Source organism: Microcystis sp. BLCC-F210 (assembly GCF_042134685.1).
Classification (GTDB): Bacteria; Cyanobacteriota; Cyanobacteriia; order Cyanobacteriales; family Microcystaceae; genus Microcystis; species Microcystis aeruginosa_D.
On the sequence record NZ_CP169647.1, the window covers coordinates 3,075,516 to 3,095,587 of the forward strand.

General features: G+C 44.3%; 13 protein-coding genes, 1 tRNA gene and 1 pseudogene. 4 read left to right on the forward strand and 11 right to left on the reverse strand.

Going from position 1 to position 20,072, the window contains the following annotated elements; translation table 11 throughout:
* Nucleotides 1–75: 75 nt before the first annotated feature.
* On the forward strand, nt 76–702 hold the full coding sequence (locus ACE3JL_RS14740) for a DUF2301 domain-containing membrane protein (RefSeq protein WP_002768525.1): 627 nt from the start codon (nt 76–78) through the stop codon (nt 700–702).
* Nucleotides 703–740: 38 nt separating this feature from the next.
* On the opposite strand, the gene ACE3JL_RS14745 is transcribed toward ACE3JL_RS14740, so the two are convergent.
* The 4 genes from ACE3JL_RS14745 to ACE3JL_RS14760 all read right to left on the reverse strand — a co-directional run bounded on the left by ACE3JL_RS14745 (nt 741) and on the right by ACE3JL_RS14760 (nt 6,341).
* Complete coding sequence (locus tag ACE3JL_RS14745; protein WP_375327798.1) at nt 741–1,739, reverse strand: ABC transporter ATP-binding protein; 999 nt, start codon at nt 1,737–1,739, stop codon at nt 741–743.
* Between the two features lie 45 nt (nt 1,740–1,784).
* Nucleotides 1,785–3,791, reverse strand: coding sequence for a nitrate ABC transporter ATP-binding protein (locus tag ACE3JL_RS14750; RefSeq protein ID WP_375327799.1), 2,007 nt, complete (start codon nt 3,789–3,791; stop codon nt 1,785–1,787).
* A gap of 234 nt (nt 3,792–4,025) precedes the next feature.
* Nucleotides 4,026–4,853: a nitrate ABC transporter permease gene (gene ntrB / locus ACE3JL_RS14755; protein ID WP_271991845.1), complete on the reverse strand. Its 828-nt coding sequence runs from the start codon at nt 4,851–4,853 to the stop codon at nt 4,026–4,028.
* A gap of 165 nt (nt 4,854–5,018) precedes the next feature.
* Nucleotides 5,019–6,341: a CmpA/NrtA family ABC transporter substrate-binding protein gene (locus ACE3JL_RS14760; RefSeq protein ID WP_271991847.1), complete on the reverse strand. Its 1,323-nt coding sequence runs from the start codon at nt 6,339–6,341 to the stop codon at nt 5,019–5,021.
* Between the two features lie 1,317 nt (nt 6,342–7,658).
* Here ACE3JL_RS14760 and ACE3JL_RS14765 point away from each other — a divergent pair.
* Entirely contained in the window at nt 7,659–8,519 is an 861-nt protein-coding gene (locus tag ACE3JL_RS14765; RefSeq protein ID WP_375327800.1) for a glycosyltransferase, read from the forward strand.
* A 49-nt stretch (nt 8,520–8,568) separates the two neighbouring features.
* On the opposite strand, the pseudogene ACE3JL_RS14770 reads toward ACE3JL_RS14765, so the two are convergent.
* The 3 genes and pseudogenes from ACE3JL_RS14770 to surE all read right to left on the reverse strand — a co-directional run.
* A pseudogene (locus ACE3JL_RS14770) lies at nt 8,569–8,829 on the reverse strand (ABC transporter substrate-binding protein); the annotation flags it as partial.
* Between the two features lie 1,289 nt (nt 8,830–10,118).
* Nucleotides 10,119–10,703, reverse strand: coding sequence for a DUF3727 domain-containing protein (locus ACE3JL_RS14775; protein ID WP_271991848.1), 585 nt, complete (start codon nt 10,701–10,703; stop codon nt 10,119–10,121).
* A gap of 47 nt (nt 10,704–10,750) precedes the next feature.
* Entirely contained in the window at nt 10,751–11,563 is an 813-nt protein-coding gene (gene surE, locus ACE3JL_RS14780; RefSeq protein ID WP_271991850.1) for a 5'/3'-nucleotidase SurE, read from the reverse strand.
* Nucleotides 11,564–11,620: 57 nt separating this feature from the next.
* On the opposite strand from surE, the gene ACE3JL_RS14785 reads away from it, so the two are divergent.
* A tRNA-Arg gene (locus ACE3JL_RS14785) sits at nt 11,621–11,693 on the forward strand.
* A gap of 340 nt (nt 11,694–12,033) precedes the next feature.
* On the opposite strand, the gene ACE3JL_RS14790 is transcribed toward ACE3JL_RS14785, so the two are convergent.
* Nucleotides 12,034–13,302 carry a DNA methyltransferase gene (locus ACE3JL_RS14790; protein ID WP_375327801.1) on the reverse strand — a complete coding sequence of 423 codons (1,269 nt, stop codon included), beginning with the start codon at nt 13,300–13,302 and terminating at the stop codon, nt 12,034–12,036.
* A gap of 175 nt (nt 13,303–13,477) precedes the next feature.
* Between ACE3JL_RS14790 and ACE3JL_RS14795 the strand changes: the two genes are divergently transcribed.
* The gene (locus tag ACE3JL_RS14795) at nt 13,478–14,749 is read left to right on the forward strand and encodes a dihydroorotase (protein WP_375327802.1); all 1,272 of its coding nucleotides are present in this window, start codon (nt 13,478–13,480) and stop codon (nt 14,747–14,749) included.
* Nucleotides 14,750–15,383: 634 nt separating this feature from the next.
* On the opposite strand, the gene ACE3JL_RS14800 is transcribed toward ACE3JL_RS14795, so the two are convergent.
* The 3 genes from ACE3JL_RS14800 to ldpA form a co-directional block, all read right to left on the reverse strand.
* Nucleotides 15,384–16,811 carry a hypothetical protein gene (locus ACE3JL_RS14800; protein ID WP_375327803.1) on the reverse strand — a complete coding sequence of 476 codons (1,428 nt, stop codon included), beginning with the start codon at nt 16,809–16,811 and terminating at the stop codon, nt 15,384–15,386.
* A gap of 11 nt (nt 16,812–16,822) precedes the next feature.
* The gene (locus ACE3JL_RS14805; protein WP_271988760.1) at nt 16,823–18,568 is read right to left on the reverse strand and encodes a R3H domain-containing nucleic acid-binding protein; all 1,746 of its coding nucleotides are present in this window, start codon (nt 18,566–18,568) and stop codon (nt 16,823–16,825) included.
* Between the two features lie 118 nt (nt 18,569–18,686).
* Nucleotides 18,687–19,688 (reverse strand): circadian clock protein LdpA, encoded by a 1,002-nt coding sequence (gene ldpA, locus ACE3JL_RS14810; RefSeq protein ID WP_271988761.1) that lies wholly within the window; start codon nt 19,686–19,688, stop codon nt 18,687–18,689.
* Nucleotides 19,689–20,072 lie beyond the last annotated feature (384 nt).

The following is a 20,072-nucleotide window of genomic DNA, read 5'->3' on the forward strand; positions in this document are numbered from 1 at the left end:
GGATACGGGCATAATTCAAGCTTAAGATTATTTGTAGTCAATCTTTTCTAAGCTTCCCTTTTTCTTTAGAGCATTATGACTTCCCCTGCTGTCGATCGAGTTTATCAAGGTCAATTCGGAGAGTTTACGATTACGGATAGCGATCGCCTAGGGGTGCGTCTCTACCGTCTGGGTTTAAATTTAGCGGCTTTTAGTTTCGCTGTCGCTACAATTATAGTTCTCACTCGACCGCAATTATTGCCCCTGACCAACCTTTTATACATTGGTTTTTGTCTGGGGTTAGGCATCAGTTTATTGACTATCCATATTTATTTAATTCCCCTTCATCGTCTCCTGCAAGTTTTTTGGCTAATCGGGGCGATTACTTCCCTAATTTTCAGCCTTTATTATCAGCTTTCTCCCCTAGAATTTGTCTATAACCATCCGGTGAGTTTATTCGGTGTCGGCTTTATTTTTGCTAGTCTCACGGGGATTTATTTCAAAGAAGCTTTTTGTTTTAATCGTCTAGAAACCAAGTTTTTAACCCCTCTAGTTCCCACTCTTTTACTCGGTCATCTTTTGGGGATATTACCCTTAAATTGGGAGAAGGGGCTATTAATTCTCTGGGCGACTTTATTCGTTATCTTTGCTCTGAGAAAATTAAGCCAACCTCTCCCCAACGATATCGGTGATAAATCAGTCTTTGAACATCTTAATCATTGATAACTGATAACTGATAACTGATAACTGATTACTGTTACTTATCTGGGGGACTCTATGGTAGCTGGATTAGCAGTATTGGGAGTCTTGCTAGTGAACATTTGTATTAGACTAAAACCGACAAAAGCGAGTAAAGCTATGCCACCAATAGTAGTAACAATTTTACCCACGAGATTTTCTGTGCGGGGTTGTTCGGGGGCATCCTCGTTGGGATCCTCCGAATGGGCAAAACGATTGTAGAGGAAATCGAGAGCTTCATTGCGGAGTTCGTAGTAACGGGGATCCTCGGTAATTTGGGAACGAACCCGGGGACGAGCAAAAGGCATCTTTAACACCTCCCCGATTTTAGCGCTTGGGCCGTTGGTCATCATCACCAAGCGATCGCACAAGAACAAAGCCTCATCGATATCGTGGGTAATCATCAACACGGTTAACTGGTGTTCTTGCCAGATTTTCAGCAATTCTTCCTGTAATTCCTCTTTAGTGATCGCATCTAAGGCCCCAAACGGTTCATCGAGGATGAGGACCTGGGGACGAATGGCCAGGGCGCGTGCGATCGCAACCCGTTGTTTCATACCTCCCGATAATTGGGGGGGTTTTTTCTGGGCTGCTTCTGTCAATCCCACTAGGGATAGATTTTCTTCCACAATCTTCACCTTCTCAGCGTGAGATTTTTGGGGATAAACCGAACTAACCCCGATATAAACGTTCTCAAAGGCAGTTTTCCAGGGCAGAAGCGAATAATTTTGGAATACCATCATCCGGTCTGGTCCTGGTTCCTTAACCTCTTTATCCTGTAGCAGCACTTGCCCACGACTAGGAGAAGAAAACCCCGCCACCATATTCAAAAGAGTCGATTTACCGCAGCCGGAGTGACCGATAATGCAGACAAATTCCCCCTCATTAACTTGCAGCTCCACACCGTCTAAAACGGTGTAAACCCCTTCGGGGGAGGGGTATTCTTTGGCAACATTACTAACTAATAAAAAAGGCTGGGTGGTGGTGCTGGAATTCACGGTCTTATCGGTAAAAGTTTGCATATTCGTCCTAGATTTATTTTAAGGTGGGCAAAGCCCACCACAACCTTAATTAGCGACGGTATCATCGAGGAGAACTTCTGAGACGCGATAATCGCGACGGATCGAGAAACGTTCCAGATAGCCGATCGGATCGTCAGGATTGAAAATAAGACGATCAAAGAGGGCGAAACTGTGGCGATCAGGTTCCAAATCGGGAAGGCCTAGAGACCGGCAAGCTTCACCAAACAGATCGGGACGACGGACGCGTTCAATCACTTCTACCCAGTTGCGGGGGAACGGTGCGTAACCCCAACGAGCAAGCTGAGTTAGGGTCCATAGGGCTTCACTCCGGCCTGGACAGTTAGCTTGATCGACGTAAAACTGATTAAATCGGAATAGGGGTTCGGGGGCAGTTCCTAAACCGCGATCGTAACCATCGAGGAAACCGGGGCGGATAATGGCCCTATCCACGCCCACATACTGGGGCTGACTGAGAATATTAACGATATCTTCTCGATTACGCTGATCATCGCAGTATTCGCAGGCTTTAATTAAAGCTTTCACCATGGCGATATGAGTTTCGGGATGTTTCGCCGCCCAAGTTTCCTTGACTCCGAGAACTTTTTCTTGGTGTCCGGGCCAAATATCGAGATCGGTGGCGATAACGTAGCCTAATTTTTCGTGAACGGCGTAGGAGTTCCAGGGTTCCCCCACACAATAACCGTCGATATTACCCGCTTTTAGCAGGGAAACCATCTGAGGCGGCGGAATTACGGCTAAATTGACATCACTATCGGGATCGATGTCGCCACTAGCTAACCAGTAGCGTAACAGTAGATTGTGCATGGAAGCGGGGTGAACCATGCCGAAAGTGGCGATTTTATCGGGACTTTGCTGGAGGGCATCCTTTAAGTCCTCGAGTTTTTCTACCCCCAATTCCCTGTATTTATTGCTGAGGGTGATGGCGTTACCGTTGCGACTGAGTACCAAGGCGCTAATGACGGGGACAGAGGGCTTATTGCCAGCCCCAATGGTCATGCTGAGGGGCATTCCCGCCACCATCTGGGCCGCATCGAGACGACCGGTAGCCACTCCTTGGGCGAGCGCTTTCCAGTTGGGTTCCCGTTGCAGGATAACATCCTCCAATCCTTCCTCGGCGAAGAAACCTTTCTCTTTGGCGATAATAATCGGAGCGCAATCGGTGAGGGGGATAAAACCGATGGTGGGATTGGTTTTCAATCTGGTAGCTTGGCCGATCACTGTTACCGGTTCGGTGGGTTGACCGACTTTCTTCGATCGCTTCTGTTGGTTGAGGAAATAAACGATTTCGTTACGGAGGGCGTAGTAACTGGGGTGATTAACTACTTCCAAACGATGTCGGGGCCGGGGAATGGGAACATCGAGAATCTGACCGATATGGGCCTCCGGACCGGTGGTTAACATCACCACTCGATCGGATAGTAATAGGGCTTCATCCACATCGTGCGTGACCATGATACAGGTAACGTGGCTTTCTTCGACGATTTCCATCAAACGTTCCTGTAAATTGCCTCTGGTTAACGCATCCAGCGCCCCAAAGGGTTCATCGAGTAGCAGGACTTTTGGCCGTAGGGCTAAAGCGCGGGCGATCGCTACCCGTTGTTTCATGCCTCCCGATAATTCTCCCGGTCGTTTGTTGGCGGCATGGCGCAGGTGTACCATATCGATACTATGTTCGATGACACTTTTGCGTTCAGCAGCCAGTAGATGACGCAGCACGCGGTTAACTCCTAGGGCGATATTTTCCCGGACGGTTAACCAAGGCAGCAGAGAATAATTCTGGAACACCACCATGCGATCGGGACCGGGACCTTTAATTTCTCTTCCCTCTAAAATCACCCCTCCCACCGTCGGGCGATCGAGTCCAGCGACCATATTTAAGAGGGTGGATTTCCCGCAACCGGAATGACCAATTAAAGATATAAATTCCCCTTGAGTAACGCTGAGATCGATATTTTTTAGGGCGATATATTGACGGCCATCGGGGAGAGGGAAAACTTTATCAATGTGATCGACTTCAATAAATGCAGACATTTTCAGTTATCAGTTATCGGTTATCAGTTATCAGCTTTTGAAGGCAAGAGGCAAAAGAAATAATCTGGCAATTCTCCTATCTAACAAGGAGGTTAGAAACTAGGTAGAGCAAAGCTTTTAGCTTAAGAAATTAGGTTTTAGATTCGGACTTTGTTATCGGGGGTGAGGTGGGTTGGGTGGCTAATAATTTAGTTTTGAACCTCACCCACTTTTATTTACTTGTAACAATTAAACTTATTTATTTTCTTCGGGTACAACTAATTTAGCGATGTAGGCCATGAGGCGATCGAGTAGGAAACCAACAATACCTACATAAATCAGGGCGAGGATAATTTCACTGATCATGGAACTATTCCAAGCATCCCAGATAAAGAAGCCAATTCCCACGCCACCGATCAGCATTTCTGCCGCTACAATCGCCAACCAAGATAAACCGATACCGATTCTTAATCCGGTGAAAACGTAGGGAACAGTAGCGGGAAAAAGAATGTTAAAAAAGTATTCAACTTTGGATAATTTTAGCACTCTAGAGACGTTTTTATAGTCTTGGGGAACCTGTTGTACTCCCACGGCTGTATTAATAATAATTGGCCAAATTGCTGTAATAAAAATTACAAATATGGCACTAGGTTCGTTATTGCGAAAAGCCGCTAGGGAGATGGGTAGCCAAGCTAGGGGGGGAACGGTACGCAGGATTTGAAAAATCGGATCGATCGCATCATAAATTAGGGCGCTACTACCGATTAAAATACCCGCAGCGATGCCAACAATAGCGGCAAGGGTAAAACCGACGGCCACCCGTTGTAAACTGGCGAAAATTTGCCAGAATAACCCCACATCCGTGCCACCATTATTGAAGAAGGGATTAATAATTAATTCCCAGGTCTCGCTAACCACTTTAGTGGGACTAGGAAGGGGGGCATCGGGACTAAAACAGAGAATTTGCCAGAGGAGAAGGAAAATTAATAAAGCAATCGCCGAAGTTGCTAGTTTGGATAATTTTTTTTTCAGGTCTTTTACCCATCTTGTACCTTGAGAACGACGAGAAATAGAAACAGCCATAATCAGTTATCAGTTATCAGTTATCAGTGGTTGAGTTATCAGTGGTTCAGTGATCAGCTTTGATCTTGGCTTGATCCCAAAGGATTTCAGTTATCAGTTATTAATTACCAGTAATCAGAAAATCATCTTTAACTGATTACTGATTACTGATCACTGATCACCGATTTAAACCTTTTTAATCTTGAGAGATTTCAGGTAAGCGGTGGGATTTTCGGGGTCAAATTTCACGCCATCAAAGAAAGTTTCCACACCGCGAGAAGGGGTAGCGGGAATTTGATCGGCCGGAACATTGAGGGCTGTGGCGGCTTCTCTCCAGATATCTTCCCGGTTAACTTTATCAACTAAAGCTTTGATGTCTGTATCGGCGGGAATATAGCCCCAACGGATGTCTTCAGTCACAAACCAAGTATCATGACTCTTGTAGGGATAGGAAGCGTTATCAGCCCAGAATTTCATGGCTACGGGGCTATTTTCGATTTTGCGACCATCACCGAAATCGATATTACCCTGCATTCTGCCCAAGATATCGGCGGGGTCAATTTTCAGCCATTCCCGTCCTGAAATAATCTCGCACATTTCCTTAACATTAGCGGGATCATTGCACCATTGCTGCGCTTCCAGAACAGCCATAGTTAAAGCTTTTGCCGCTTTGGGATTTTTATCCACCCAATCGGCGCGCATAGTTAGGGCTTTTTCGGGGTGATCCTTCCACAGTTCCCCGGTAATCAGGGCCGAATAACCGAGTTTTTTGTTAACTAATTGGGCGTTCCAAGGTTCCCCCACACAGAAAGCTTGCATCGTGCCGACTTTCATGTTAGCCACCATTTGTGCCGGAGGAACAACAATTAGGGATAGATCTTTATTCGGATCGATGCCACCGGCGGCTAACCAATAGCGCATCCAAAGATCGTGAGTACCACCGGGGAAAGTGACGGCGGCTTTAACTTCTTTGCCCGCAGATTTAGCTTTAGCGAAGGATTCTTTCAGTACACCGCTATCGAGGGCAACTTTTAGATCCATGTATTCGTTAGCGATGGAAACTGCTTGACCGTTGGTATTCAAACGCGCCAGAATATACATTGGTACGGGCTGTTTGGTGATTTTGCCCAAGGTCATTAGGTAGGGCATGGGGGATAAAATATGCGCCCCATCGATACCGTTACCCGCCGAACCTAATTCGAGGTTATCCCGGGTTGCAGCCCAAGAAGCTTGTTTCATCACCTGTACATCGGGCATCCCGTGTTTAGCGAATAAACCTTTTTCTTTGGCGATAATTAAGGGGGCAGCGTCGGTGAGGGCAATAAAACCTAGTTTAGCGGTGGTGACTTCGGGGGTTTCTCCACTGGCAACGGGGGAAGCGGCAGGACTGCCGGCCGGGGAGGGACTGGTCGCGGTATTATTGGGAGTGGCGCAACCGTGGAGAATTGCTGTTCCTACGGCAGTTGCCCCGGCAGTGAAGATAAATCTACGTCTAGAAAGTTTACTCATGGACTAAAAAATCGTGATTAGAAACTAAACAAAGGTGATGAAACGGTGAAAAATTCTCATTATTTCCCCTAACTGACTGCGGTGATAACCGAGAAAATTTTTTGAAAGTAACTGTTGATTCAGTAAGGAGGCTTTGACTATTTTTATCTCTCGATCGCTTTTGCTTCTCCATCTGGGGAGATTTAGCAGTAGTTTTTGTCTAAGAGATTTTTTCTAGAAGCATAACAGTTTTGAGGAGCCGATAGATAGGGGCGGTTTTTGGTCATCTGGGCTAGAAAGATCACTTTATTTCAGGGTTATCACCGAAGTAATTAACTTAAATTTACAGTCTTCAACAGGAAAATTCGTATAGATTGTTACAAAATACTGTCAGCCATGTCATAAAAGCATAAAAATTTGTCTGAAACGCATGGTTAGGGGTTGGGTTTTGGGTGTTGGGGGGTGGGTGTTGGGGTTTTGGGGTATTAGTTGAATTCTCCTATTTCCCCCTTTGCCAATTTTTTTAGGGGCGGGAGCTGCTCAACAAGACTTCTTAATTGTTTTTTCACGTAAGATACTTCCATTTGAAAATGTGCTATAATGGTATAGTTACAGCCTTTCTCGTAACAGTGAAGCACATACTAATGTGGTTCTTCGTTACTTGGTATGGTTCGATAGGGGGGCATAAATCGACTAAATCCTTATCTGGCAAGAGACTTAATTGATTAGTTCGCTCTAGCTCAAAAACAATTGACAAAAATCGCTAAATGCCTTTCTATATAAGAGTTCCATCCCTTATAAACCCCGTCCATTGCATAACACAAACCGAAGAGCCACTAATTTTTGCTAATCAAGTATTTCAGATGCAATAACGAACCTCATCTATCTGAGAAACGCTGTGTATGGCTAATAGACATCTCCAAAAATTATAACCCAGTCACAGATTGCTTTTAGCCTATGTACTAACTAAGCAGTTCGATGGCTGAAATGTATATCTGTCGTTGCTAATTCAATTTTACTGAAAAAATATGAGGCAATTAAAATAATTTTTATTCGGGTATATTCCTTGACTAGAAAGACTTTTGGTCTTGAGATAATATTAGGTCGAGGTCTAATGTCCAACTCAGGCAAAATGTTCATCATAGACATTAGTACAATAAAAACGAATGAACAGTTTTGTATTAGAAACTTAAAAAGAGGAGACATATTCTCAATATGGAAAAAATTTACTTCTACGCACCTGATAAAAATACGCATCATCTATTTAACCATGAAAACCAACAATGGCTCGGTCTTTCAGATTGATATACATGCTGGATTGTCCGTACATATCTTAATATGAAGCAAGCAGGACTTTACTGTGAAGTTGTAGATGATATTCCTAAGAAGGGAATAGTCATTGCTGATAGAGGTACATTGGGCAATCAGTATCCATATTTTGGGGAAGCAATGCTAATCTGCGCGAAGGGTGATAGCGAATTTCATCCATCAGCACATTTGCATATTGTTCAAAATCTTTATGATCTTCAGAACAGAAAAAATTCACTTTGGAATCCTTACTATATTCCCCATTGGCCACAACCTGGTTTAATTCCTAGATCAGAAGAGCGAAGATTTTTGATAGAAAATGTTGCCTTCATGGGTACTGGAAGTAATTTAACGAAGGAATTGTTATCTGAAAAATGGCTTCATTCTTTAAGTTCATTAGGATGTAAATGGCATCCAGTTTTCAACAAAGAAAAATGGAATGACTACAGTTATATAGATGTTATTGTTGCCGTTCGTCGGTTTGATAAATGTACCTATCCGAATAAACCAGCAAGTAAATTAATAAATTGTTGGCGTGCTGGAGTTCCTGCTGTCCTAGCTCCTGAATCTGCTTTTCTTGCTTTAAGAAAGTCGGAATTAGACTTTTTAATAGTTCGTTCCCTTGATGAAGCAATTGCAGCAGTAAAACGCTTAAAAAACGATCCAGATTTGTATCTAGCGATGGTCGAAAATGGAAGGGAACGAGCCGAAGAATTTAGTGAAGAAATCATTACTGAATCTTGGATGAATTTCTTTCATGCCGAGGTTCCTCCTCAGTATGGAAAGTGGCTGCAAATGTCTGAGTTTGAGAGAAGGCTCTTGTTTCTAAAACGCTACCTCAGATTAAAGCTAGATAGAATGCAAACAAGAATTAATAAATTCAGTCCTTAGACTTGGGTGTTAAGCTCAATATTTTTCGGTACCGTTACCCGCCGAACCTATCGGGCATCCCGTGTTTAGCGAATAAACCTTTTTCTTTAGCAATAATTAAGGGGGCAGCGTCGGTGAGGGCAATAAAACCTAGTTTAGCGGTGGTGACTTCGGGGGTTTCTCCACTGGCAACGGGGGAAGCGGCAGGACTGCCGGCTGGGGAGGGACTGGTTGCGGTATTATTGGGAGTGGCGCAACCGTGGAGAATTGCCGTTCCTACGGCAGTTGCCCCGGCAGTGAAGATAAATCTACGTCTAGAAAGTTTACTCATGGACTAAAAAATCGTGATTAGAAACTAAACAAAGGTGACAAAGGTGATGAAACAGTGAAAAGTTCTCATTACTTCCCCCAACTGACCGCGGTGATAACCGAGAAGATTTCTTGCAAGTAACTGTTGATTCAGTAAGGGTGCTTTAATTATTTGTATCTCTCGATCGCTTTTGCTTCTCTATCTAGACAGATTTAGCAATAGTTTTTGTCTAAGAGATTTTTTCTAGAAGCATAACAGTTTTGAGGATTCGATAGATAGATAGGGGCGGTTTTTGGTCATCTGGGCTGGAAAGCTCACTTTATTTTAGGGTTATCACCGAAGCAATTAACTTAAATTTACAGTCTTCAACGGGAAAGATAGTATAGATTGTTACAAAATACTGTCAGCCATGTAATAAAAGCATAAAAGTTTGTCGAAAACGCATAGTGAGGATGATGGCGTTTTTGTAACTATCTTGAATCAGTTATCAGATTTGAGTTTGCAGTTCACTGATTACTTACTGCTTGGCTGCAGCTCACATTTGTTACTCTCTCTGATACTAAATCCGTTGAGTTAAATATCTTTTTGTCGATTGTGGAAAGCTTACTCAAAAAAGGATTTCTATACTAATACTAAATCCGTTAAGTATAGGTGACATATCAGGATAGGCAAAAGGCAAGAGGGAGAATAAATAATCAGTTTTTAATAACTGGATTTAGTAAGTACCTAAGCAAAATTAATTACATACATCTAACCACCTCTTGCCTCTTGCCTTTCTTCACTAGGAAATTAATTTTGCACGACTATTTAGTAAGAAAGAGTCGGGAGCATCTCACCTTTGCAATAAGCATAAATACTTAGTAGAAAAATAGGCTTTTCGAGGGTAATTCTTGTTTTAATTCTCCATGTACGCGGTCTTTAAAAGCCTCTATTTCGTTCCAAGACACGATTAAGAGTGGCTTTTAGGCTAAGTATAATTACTCATCGCGTAAGTGAGATGCTCCCGAAAGAGTCTATCTTTCTCGAAAAAAATGGATAATCATATCGGAGAACCCTTTAATATTTTGTTCATGACTACAATGCACAGCTAACAAAGGATTAAGCCCCCATCACTACTACCGAATCAGCACCTTTGTTTTGGGGACTAAGTCATCAGCAAATTTGTTATGCTTCATCTTTATTAAGAAAAACTGTAATTTAGAAAAAAATACCAAATCCGTTTTAATCACAATGATGATCAAATCCCGAAAGATATGCTGTGACTAGATGTATCAAAAATTATGGTCAGCGGATTTGGTAGAATCATGTAATTAATCGAGTTCATCAAATAAAAGTTCCTCTAGAATTGGTCCCATGCCCTCATCATCGGGGGAAACTAATTCAACTTTCCCTTTCGCATCACCGACGGCTAAGAATAACAAAGGAGCGAGGGGACTGTAAATCGAGTATTTTTGGTCTTCCGAAAAGAAACTGGCAAGAAATTGCAATTCTTCTGGCTCTGATGAGGAGGAAGGGATATCGCTATCAATTTCTAAACTGAGAACATTATCTTCTTCTAGGGGCGGTAATTCACCACTAACAGTTAAGGTGTGAGCAGTGGGTTTGAGCAATAGGTCTAATTCTGCTAAAACTGCCTTAGCATCGGCGAAAACCCGCTCAATTTCCTCGCTATCTTCGATTAAGAAGGCATCAGACTCCTCTTCCTCCGATTCCTCATCCCAAGCTAGAATCATCACCGGTGTATCCACGGGGACAAGAAGCATATAGGTGAGATCATCGGTTTCATAGGCGTTCTCAATATAACAGTCTAGCGATCGACCTTGCTCATCCCAGAGGGTTATGATATCCGCTTCTTCGAGTTCGTTTTCTTGAAAATTAAATTGAGATGGGGACATAGGCTCTCAAACGCTACTGATTGAATCAGAATATCATGAGATGATCCTCAATCAAACCAAGAATTCCGGTGCAAATGTTGAAAACCTTGCACATCAGTTAAATTGTATTGTAGGGGCGTGATGGTGATAAAATTCTCGCCAATGGCGCGCACATCCGTAGGCACTTCCGGAGATAAATGGCCGTAGTCCGGTTGTTCGATATCTTCGACCACTTCCCCAATTAACCAGTAATAACTTTTACCCCTGGGGTCTAGTCTCTTCTCGAAGGTTTCCTCGTAGCGTCGCAATCCCTGCCTAGTGATTTTCACCCCCTTGATTTCGGCACTACTAACCGGAGGGACGTTGACATTGAGTAAAGTGGGAACAGGAAAAGGGTTAAGGGTAACTTTTCTGACTAAAGTGAGGGCAAAATCGGCGGCCGGTTGGAAATCACAAGCTTTAAAACTAGCGAGACTAACAGCAATACTGGGAATACCTTCGATTAAGCCCTCCAGGGCTGCGGAAACCGTGCCAGAATAGAGAATATCAGTACCGAGATTAGAGCCGTGGTTAATGCCAGCTAAAACTAAATCGGGAATCTCTTTGAGGACGGCACTAAGGGCGAATTTCACCGAATCAGCGGGAGTTCCCGAGCAAGACCAAGCAATCACATCGGGATGAAAAATTCCTTCCACCTGTTCGGCCCAGATGGGATGATGTAAGGTTAAGCCATGACCAGTAGCAGAGCGCTCACCATCGGGACAAACGACGGTGACTTGATGGCCTGCAGCAGCAAGGGTGTTAGCGAGGGTGCGGACTCCTAGAGCCGAAATGCCGTCATCGTTACTGATAAGTAGTTTTAAAGGGCGGTCGCTAATCATAGGGAATTTCTGCTCTACTGCGTCGGCTAGTGGTATAATGTAATAGTATTTTATCGTGGGTACGTAGCTCAGAGGATAGAGCACCAGGTTCCGGTCCTGGGTGTCGGGGGTTCGACTCCCTCCGTACTCGTTCAGACATCAGGAGTTACACTTCGGTGTCAACCCAGTGGTTCGACAACTTCACGGCCGAAGTCTCTTGCATGAATGCCCATCTTGACTAGGAAATTTATTTTGCACGACTACTTAGGGTTTGCTGAAAAAGCTTTTCCTGGTTGTGGGGTATGGGGTGTGGGGTTTTGCCGATTTTGAGTTAGTCATACTAAATCCGTTGAGTAACGCACAGAAAACGGGTTTCTCGGAGAACCCCATTTTCTGCTCATGCAAGAGGCAAAAGGGATCATAAATAATCAGTATAAGGTTTTTAAATTTATTCAACCAGCCCTACTTATCATCCAAAGTCGAGGAGAACCCTACCTCTTTTCTAATATTAGTAAATATTCTGATTTCATGCCATCAGGATTTTTATTCTTGCGAGATTTGAATAATTGTCTGGTTTTAATTCTATCCTCAAAGACAGTATCAAAAATAAAGCCATTTTCCTGAAAATATTCCTTGAATATTCGCCAAGTTTCTACTTCCACTCCATCCACTTTCGGATTACCCACAAAAATGCAAGCTTTCCCGGCTGGTTTTAATTTTCTGGTGGCATTTTCTAAAGCGTTGATGGTGTGACAAAAATAGGAATCGAGTATTTTATGTAAATTCTCCTTCTCTAAACTCAATCTCACTTTATTTAAGGTTTCGGTTTCGATTAATCTGGTAGCGTGTCGGTAGGGAATTTCTAGCTTAGAGATTTTTTGTACTTCTTTTTCTGTATATCCTAACCAATATAAATCTAGTTTTGCAGTTCTGATATATTCCTGTGCTTGCAGATAGGGTGGTGAACTAATTAAACAATCTAACTCTAGATTTTGCTCGATCTCAAAAGTGGCACTATCTACTCCTCCATAAAAAAGCACTTGATTACAATTATGCCAAGTTACGGTAATATATTGATTGACGCTGGTTAAAGTTTCAAAACTCATCTCTTTAATCGTTCGTTTTAATTCCTCTTGCCAATTTCTTTGTAATAGTTCCTGTATATCTGATTTTTTGTATTTCGATTGAAATAATTTAGGTTTGGTATGTTCTGCATAGGAAAACTGTTTACTAACTTTCACTAAAACCGCTTGAATAATCTGGGAATACAAATCAGGTTCTAGACTTTTTTGACCGGCCCAAAGTTTCTGTAAAACTGCTAAAATCTCCTCTGGATACCAATAGTTTAAATTTGACCACTGAGGGATAAATTTATACTTGCTGGCAAAAACTTCTAAGATTTTTTTATCTAACTCTGAGTAACTCAATGGTTCTTGGTGTTCTGTGATCTTAATCGGTATAATATGGTTTAAAAGATAATTCAGGTCAGTTAAAACCGCATTTCTTTGACAAAGTTTCGCCTCTAAACCCACCGTACCTGAACCCGCAAAAGGATCGATAATCCAATCATCCTTTTTAGTATAATTATCAAGACAAAATCTCACTACTTGGGGAATAAATTTGGCAGGATAATAATAGATGGCATGGGTTAGATAACTGGTGCTGGTGATTTCTGGCACTAAATCTCGAAAAGAAACTAATCGCGGGGTTCCCTGATTAAATTCTTCTAAATTATTAGAATCGAAAAGTTCTAACTGCATGATTCGGCTATCAGTTCTCCCTAGAGTAGGCCAGCCAATTAAAATAAAGATTAAAACCTTAGTTGATCAATATTCTAACTTATCGTCCCCTAATCTAACCGAGAACGCAAATTTTTTACTTTTTACTTAACGTGATATACTGCCAAAGGAAAAAATGACGTTTTAATTAGTCTGCGTGAATAGCCAATCCTCGACGATCATAGAACAGGTTAGAGTCCTTGACCCCCTGACACAAACCGATCGCATTGCCGATGTCTGGATTGAGGAGGGGGTGATTAAAGCGATCGAATCTCAGCTTCCCCCAAGAGAAAATAGTCACTATATTTCTGGTCAAAACTGTATTTTTGCTCCCGGATTAGTCGATCTCTACAGTCATTCTGGGGAACCCGGCCACGAGGACAGAGAAACCCTCGCATCTTTGCTCAAAGCGGCCACGGCCGGAGGCTGCACCCGGGTGGCAATTCTCCCCAATACTCTCCCCCCCCTCGATCACCCCGCACTCGTTAGCACATTACAGCAAAAAAGTCAAGGGTTTTTTGACTCAAAATCGACTCGTCTGCATTTTTGGGCAAGTCTTACCCTAGGAAGGGAAGGGCAAAAAATGACGGAATTAGCTGATTTAATGCCTGTAGCGGTGGGTTTTACCGATAATCGCGGTCTAGAAGATTTAGGACTGTTGCGGCACTTATTGGAATACCTAAAACCCTTCGGTCAAAATATCGCCCTTTCCCCGGTAAATCAGCAATTAAAGGGTAATGGAGTCATGCGCGAGGGAGAAACCTCGATTCGCTTCGGTTTACCCGGAGATCCTGCTATTTCCGAAACCACTGCTTTAGCTACAATTTTAGAAATCGTCGGCGAAATTAATACACCTGTTCACATCATGCGAATTTCTACCCGTCGAGGAGTGGAATTAATTCGCGAGGCAAAAATGCGGGGATTGCCGATAACCGCTAGTGTGACGTGGTTGCATCTCCTCTTAAATACGGGATCGATCGCCAGCTACCATCCCAGTTTACACCTCGCTCCACCCTTGGGCAACGAAAGCGATCGCAAGGCGTTAATTGCGGCAATTAAAGAGGGAATTATCGATGCAATCGCGATCGATCATCGTCCCTATACCTACGAAGAAAAAACCGTCTCTTTTGCAGAAGCACCCCCCGGCGCGATCGGGTTAGAATTAGCTTTACCGCTACTCTGGGAAAAATTAGTAATAACCGGGCAATTATCAGCTTTACAATTATGGCAAGCACTTAGTCTTAATCCCTGTCATTGTTTACAACAAAAACCGGCATCTCTCAACCCCGGAAATCCTGTGGAAGCAATTCTTTTTCATCCCCAAGCAAGCTGGAAAGTAACAGCAAATAATCTTAACTCCCTCAGTCATAATACTTTCTGGTTAAATCAAACAATTACGGGAAAAGTGTTAGAAATGTGGAATTTTTAAAGATGTAGGAGAGTGGGGAGTGGGTTAATAACCCACTTTCAGCAGGTTAAGACGGAAAACAAATAATTTTCAAACTCTGTCAGAGCAAAGGTTTCGACAATTTCCCCTCTCCCCCCAAATTGGACTTGAAGAGATAAGAGCCTCTCATACCTGGACTTCCCCGTTGACAAAAAGCCATAGGGAGCATCTCACTTACGCGATGAGTAATTATACTTAGCCTAAAAGCCACTCTTAATCGTGTCTTGGAACGAAATAGAGGCTTTTAAAGACCGCGTACATGGAGAATTAAAACAAGAATTACCCTCGAAAAGCCTATTTTTCTACTAAGTATTTATGCTTATTGCAAAGGTGAGATGCTCCCGTAGGGTTTGCGGCAAAAAGTTTTTTGGGGGTGTGGGGTGTAGGGTGTGGGGTGTAGGGAGAATAAATAAAAATAGTCTCGGAGTCTTGACTAGGAAATTAATTTTGCACGACTACTTAGTCAGTTAAGTATCGGGTAAATTGGCTCTCTTGGATTTGGTGGGTAAAATGTATTCTAAGATACAGTCCCGCTGGCGAGGGAGTGGAAGGAACCACAGAGACACAGAGGACACAAAGATCGATCATATTGTAAGTTAAACTTATCACACAGAACCTAGAAGAGCCGTAAATTTTGGTATTCAGCCAAAGCATTGATAAAAAAGAAGTCTCCCCAAATTAAACCCGTATCATAGATTTGGCTGGGTCGAATAGCAGCCGGATGATGATAACAACCATGACGCAATAGACTCATCTCTGGGGCAGTTTCATCGGGAAAATACTGAAAAGAAGTCAAATTTAAGAGAGTATTATCGATCGCCTCTCGATAGGTTCCATAACTAGGATCACTGCTGGGTAAAGCTTTTAATAAGCGAATCATCCCCGCCACGGCGATCGCTGATGCTGAAGAATCCTTTTCGGTAGCGGCATTTTTTTGCCAGGCATAATCAAAGTCCCAGGGGGGGATAAAATCTCCGGCGCGTCTTTGCTCACCGGGCCAGCGATCGGGCAAATTTTCCAGATAATAATTAATGGCATCCTTGGCAATGGTTAACATTTCTGGATCGCCGGTGTAAATATAGGCCGTCGTGGCACTATAAATAAACCAAGCTTGACCCCGGGACCAAGTGCTATCATCGCGCCAACCCTGTTTTCCCTCATTAAATAAGAAATTTCTATAGGTGGGAGAGTTGACATTTTGATCAAAATACCCTCTTTGCCAAGTTCCCGTTTTACCTGGGCGACGGTTAGCCCCAAAAGTGCGGCTAATGGTGCGGATGTGGGAAAGGGCTTTTTCTTGCCAATCTTTTGCTTCCTTGGGGTCAGGATTGTGGAGACTTGGCCAGAGCAGTTGTTCTATATTGATCGTATGATCCATAAAAACGTGCCAATGTTCTTGCTGATCGGTGCGATCGGCCTTGCGTAACCAGCCAAAAGTCCCGATATCGGTGCGATAACTCCCTTGACCATCCTGAAAAGGTTGCGCTAGTTGTCTGGCTCCCTGTAAAGTTATCTCTAAGGCTGCCTGTTTTTCCTGGCCCTGTCCCGACTGAAACCAAGGAGCAAACACCAGTACGTTATTGAGAGCGACATCTTTGTTCTTCAAACTCGCTTCTTTTAAGGAATCGCTCCATTTTTTCGCCGCAGCTGCCCAAAATCCTGCATCCATAGGGTTTGATTCTAAGTCAGCAATTTTCCATAATAGAGCAGGAAAAGCCCCTGCCGCCCAAAAATCGGCCTTTGCTAACTTCCAAGTGCCGGGGGTGGGACTATTCCCCCTCCGTAGCCAATTTAAGAAGTTAAAACCCGATGGCTCTGGATGGGTAAGATAGGGATAAAGAATGCCCCGACGGGCATAACTATCGAGATAATCGATCGTGGTGGCTAGTTTCATCTTAGCCAGATCGAGACAGAGCTTAATTCTTTCAGCTAGGGGCATTTTAGCCCGCAATTCCGCCGCCGATTCGGGACGACGGATTATCAGGGCGGCCGCCGTACCAATCGCCGCCCCTGTACCCATAATGATGAGTGTGCGTCGCTGCAAATTCCTGACTCCTAAGCTGGATAGATACGAATACGGCGATTAGGTTCCTCTCCGAAGCTATCAGATTGGAGACGGTAATGTTCCACTAATTCGTGTTGCATTTTTCGCACTTTCGCCGAGCGCGGCAGTAACTCCACCGGTTGGCCGGTGGGAATAACGATTTGTTCCACCGCTAACCGGGCCTCCTCCAAAGCTTCGATCTCGTCATCGCTGCCGCTGCGGGCAAATAAACGCAGATCTGCACCTTCCTGATTCATCGGGTCATCAATGCCCAAAATCCGCTTTAAACCCCGAGAAATTTGGGGCAAGGTATTGGATTTGATGCCGTGGATGGGAATTTGTCTTACTTTGGCAATTTGCCGCAATTTTGACTGATTTTTAACGTGGGAACGCAGGGCCAGCACCGCGTCGGCCTCCTGTAAATCTTTGGTCAAAACGATCGGCAAATCTAGGGCCTGTACTACCTGTTCAATCGGGGCGCGACTGACTCCGTAGGGATAGATATAAACTGGCCAATCTTCGCCATTGGGACCAGGGACGCGGAGTTTTTCCGTTTCCGGTTCTTCCTGCAGCCAGGATTGTTCGAGGAGGCGATCGAAATCGTTTTCTCGGTTGAGTGGACTCGCACTGAAACGGGCCACGGGAGTCATCTGGCCATCGGCACGCCATCCCTTGGGTTTATCCATTTCTGGGAGATAATTGCGACGCAAAGGGGTGAGGTTTTCTGGTTTTGGTTCTTCCTGAGTGACCTGTACTTTTCCCTCCTCATCTACCCAACGGATTTGGGCAATTGCTTCGCGTCCCCGCAGCAGTTGGTCGATCGTGGTGGATACGTCTTCGTGAATGACCCAGCGCTGACGTTCCAACATTTCGATGGCAATCTCAAAGGTGGGGGGTGCTTTGCGTTCTAAAACGGTCTTCTGAGAACCCCGGCGGCGCGCTTCTTCGTCTCCGAGAGTTACTGCCTGAATTCCCCCAACTAAATCCGATAAGGTCGGGTTTTTAATTAAATTTTCCAATTGATTGCCGTGGGCAGTTCCCACTAACTGCACCCCGCGTTCGGCGATCGTGCGAGCGGCGAGAGCTTCTAATTCCGTACCGATCTCATCAATCACGATTACCTCTGGCATATGGTTTTCCACTGCTTCGATCATGACCTGATGCTGTAATTCCGGACGGGACACCTGCATCCGACGAGCGCGACCGATGGCCGGATGGGGAATATCTCCATCTCCGGCGATTTCGTTGGAAGTGTCGATAATTACTACCCGTTTGTTAAGATCGTCGGCTAAAACTCGGGCTATTTCTCGCAAGGCCGTGGTTTTTCCTACCCCCGGACGACCGAGCAGCAGTAGGGATTTCCCTGTTTCCACCAGGTCGTTAATCAGGGTGATTGTACCGAAAACGGCCCGACCGATACGACAGGTTAAACCGATAATTTCCCCTTCTCGATTGCGAATGGCACTGATGCGGTGTAGGGTGCGTTCAATCCCGGCGCGATTATCGCCGCTAAAACTGCCCACCCTGGCGATCGAATACTGGATTTCTTCTTTTGAGATCGGTTCGTCCCCCAGATCGATCGCCCCATCGGGAAAACGCGCTTCTGGTATGCGTCCCAAATCCATAACCACTTCGATCAGTTGATGCTGCCGCGGCTGTTCCTCGATTTTGCCGCGAATCCGCGCTGGTAGAATTGCCAAGAGTTTGTTTAAATCGTCGGTAACTGGCATCCGAGAAGAGGGTAGGGTTTCTGGCATTATATATTAAAAGGTTTGGGCGATAATTGGCTGTTTTTATGTCCAAGATTTTCTTGGGGCATGACACATTTATGGGTTAGTTGTCAATTAAGAAAATATTATAGTTTTTTGACCAAGGTTAGGCTTTTAATTGGGCAACCACCATAGAGGCGGCTTTAAGGGCTTCTTGGTAGGCTTGGGGGTCATTTTCAAGGTTAGGCTGGTCTAAATGCTCTAAAATTGGCAAAATCAATGAACGGGCGTAACTTCCATAGGCAATACCAGCGATTTTTTCTCTCAGTCCCAGTTGCTGTAATTTGGTCACGGTATGGTCATTGGTTCCCCCAGCTAACTGGACAAATCCGGCTAGATTGTCGGAGAGGACTTTTTTGGCCATATTGATGGCCGGGTGGGTGGTTCCTTTGCCGATATCGCCGCTCATCGGTCGGCCGTCAGTCTGCCAAATCAGAGGACAGCTTAGGGGTGAAATAGTTTCTTGCAGCTGGTGGAGGTAATCAATGATATATTCATGATCTTGGCAACTTATGGCCAGGATTTTTAGGTTTTTAGTTAAGGGTGCGATCGCTGGCCAGAGTCGAGCAAATTCGTCCCTATGGCCGACCTGGGTATGAATTTCGATCGCATCTACTCCCATTTCGACAATTAAGGGGATAATTTCTGCGGGTTGACAGACACGGGATTTTGTCTCGATTATTTGCTCGGGACAAACGGGTAGGCAACGACCGCAACCATAACAGCGCTGTTCAATCACTCCCCCCCCATCGATAGCATAAGCGGGACAGATTTTTTGGCAGGGACGGGGACAATCGACGGGACAGAGTTGCGGGTTAAAGACAGCTTTGCGAAAGTGGGGGTCTTCACCGTCATTGAGACTGACCATTAACCAAGGTCGTCGATTGGGGGGGAATCTGGCGATTTTTTCGGCGGTTTCGATACCTTCGCGGGCCGCAAGGATCACGGCTCGATCAGCGGCCACATCAATACAATCGGCCCCGGCAATAGTATAGGTCAAAGCGAGGTTGCGAATCGTGGGTAAATCCTGGTAACTGGCTCCACAGATGAGCTTGAACCAGTGACCCGCAACTAGGGACCAGAAGGGAGAGGAGTTTTTATCTAGCACTTTTTTATCCTATCGCAGCCAGCCCCTCAATGTCAGGTGGAGACCGTTGAACCGAAGTCTTACGGCCGAAGTCTTGACAATCAAGATATGAGGTGCTGGTGCGATTCGTTCTTATCAGAAGTCTAACAGACGATTTGGCTGCTTGACTCCACAGCAGTGACCGAGTAGCTTGTGTGTCTTCTTCTCTATTTTGTAAAAATCCTAGATAAAAATAATCCTCAATTGCTGGAGAATTGTTATCAGTTAAGTGGTAAACTGAAATAAGTACCTAAGCAAAATTAATTACACATATCTAACCCCCTCTTGCCTTTTGCCTCTTGCCTTTTGCCTATCTTTACTAGGAAATTAATTTTGCACTACTACTTACTGGTCAATAATTTTGAT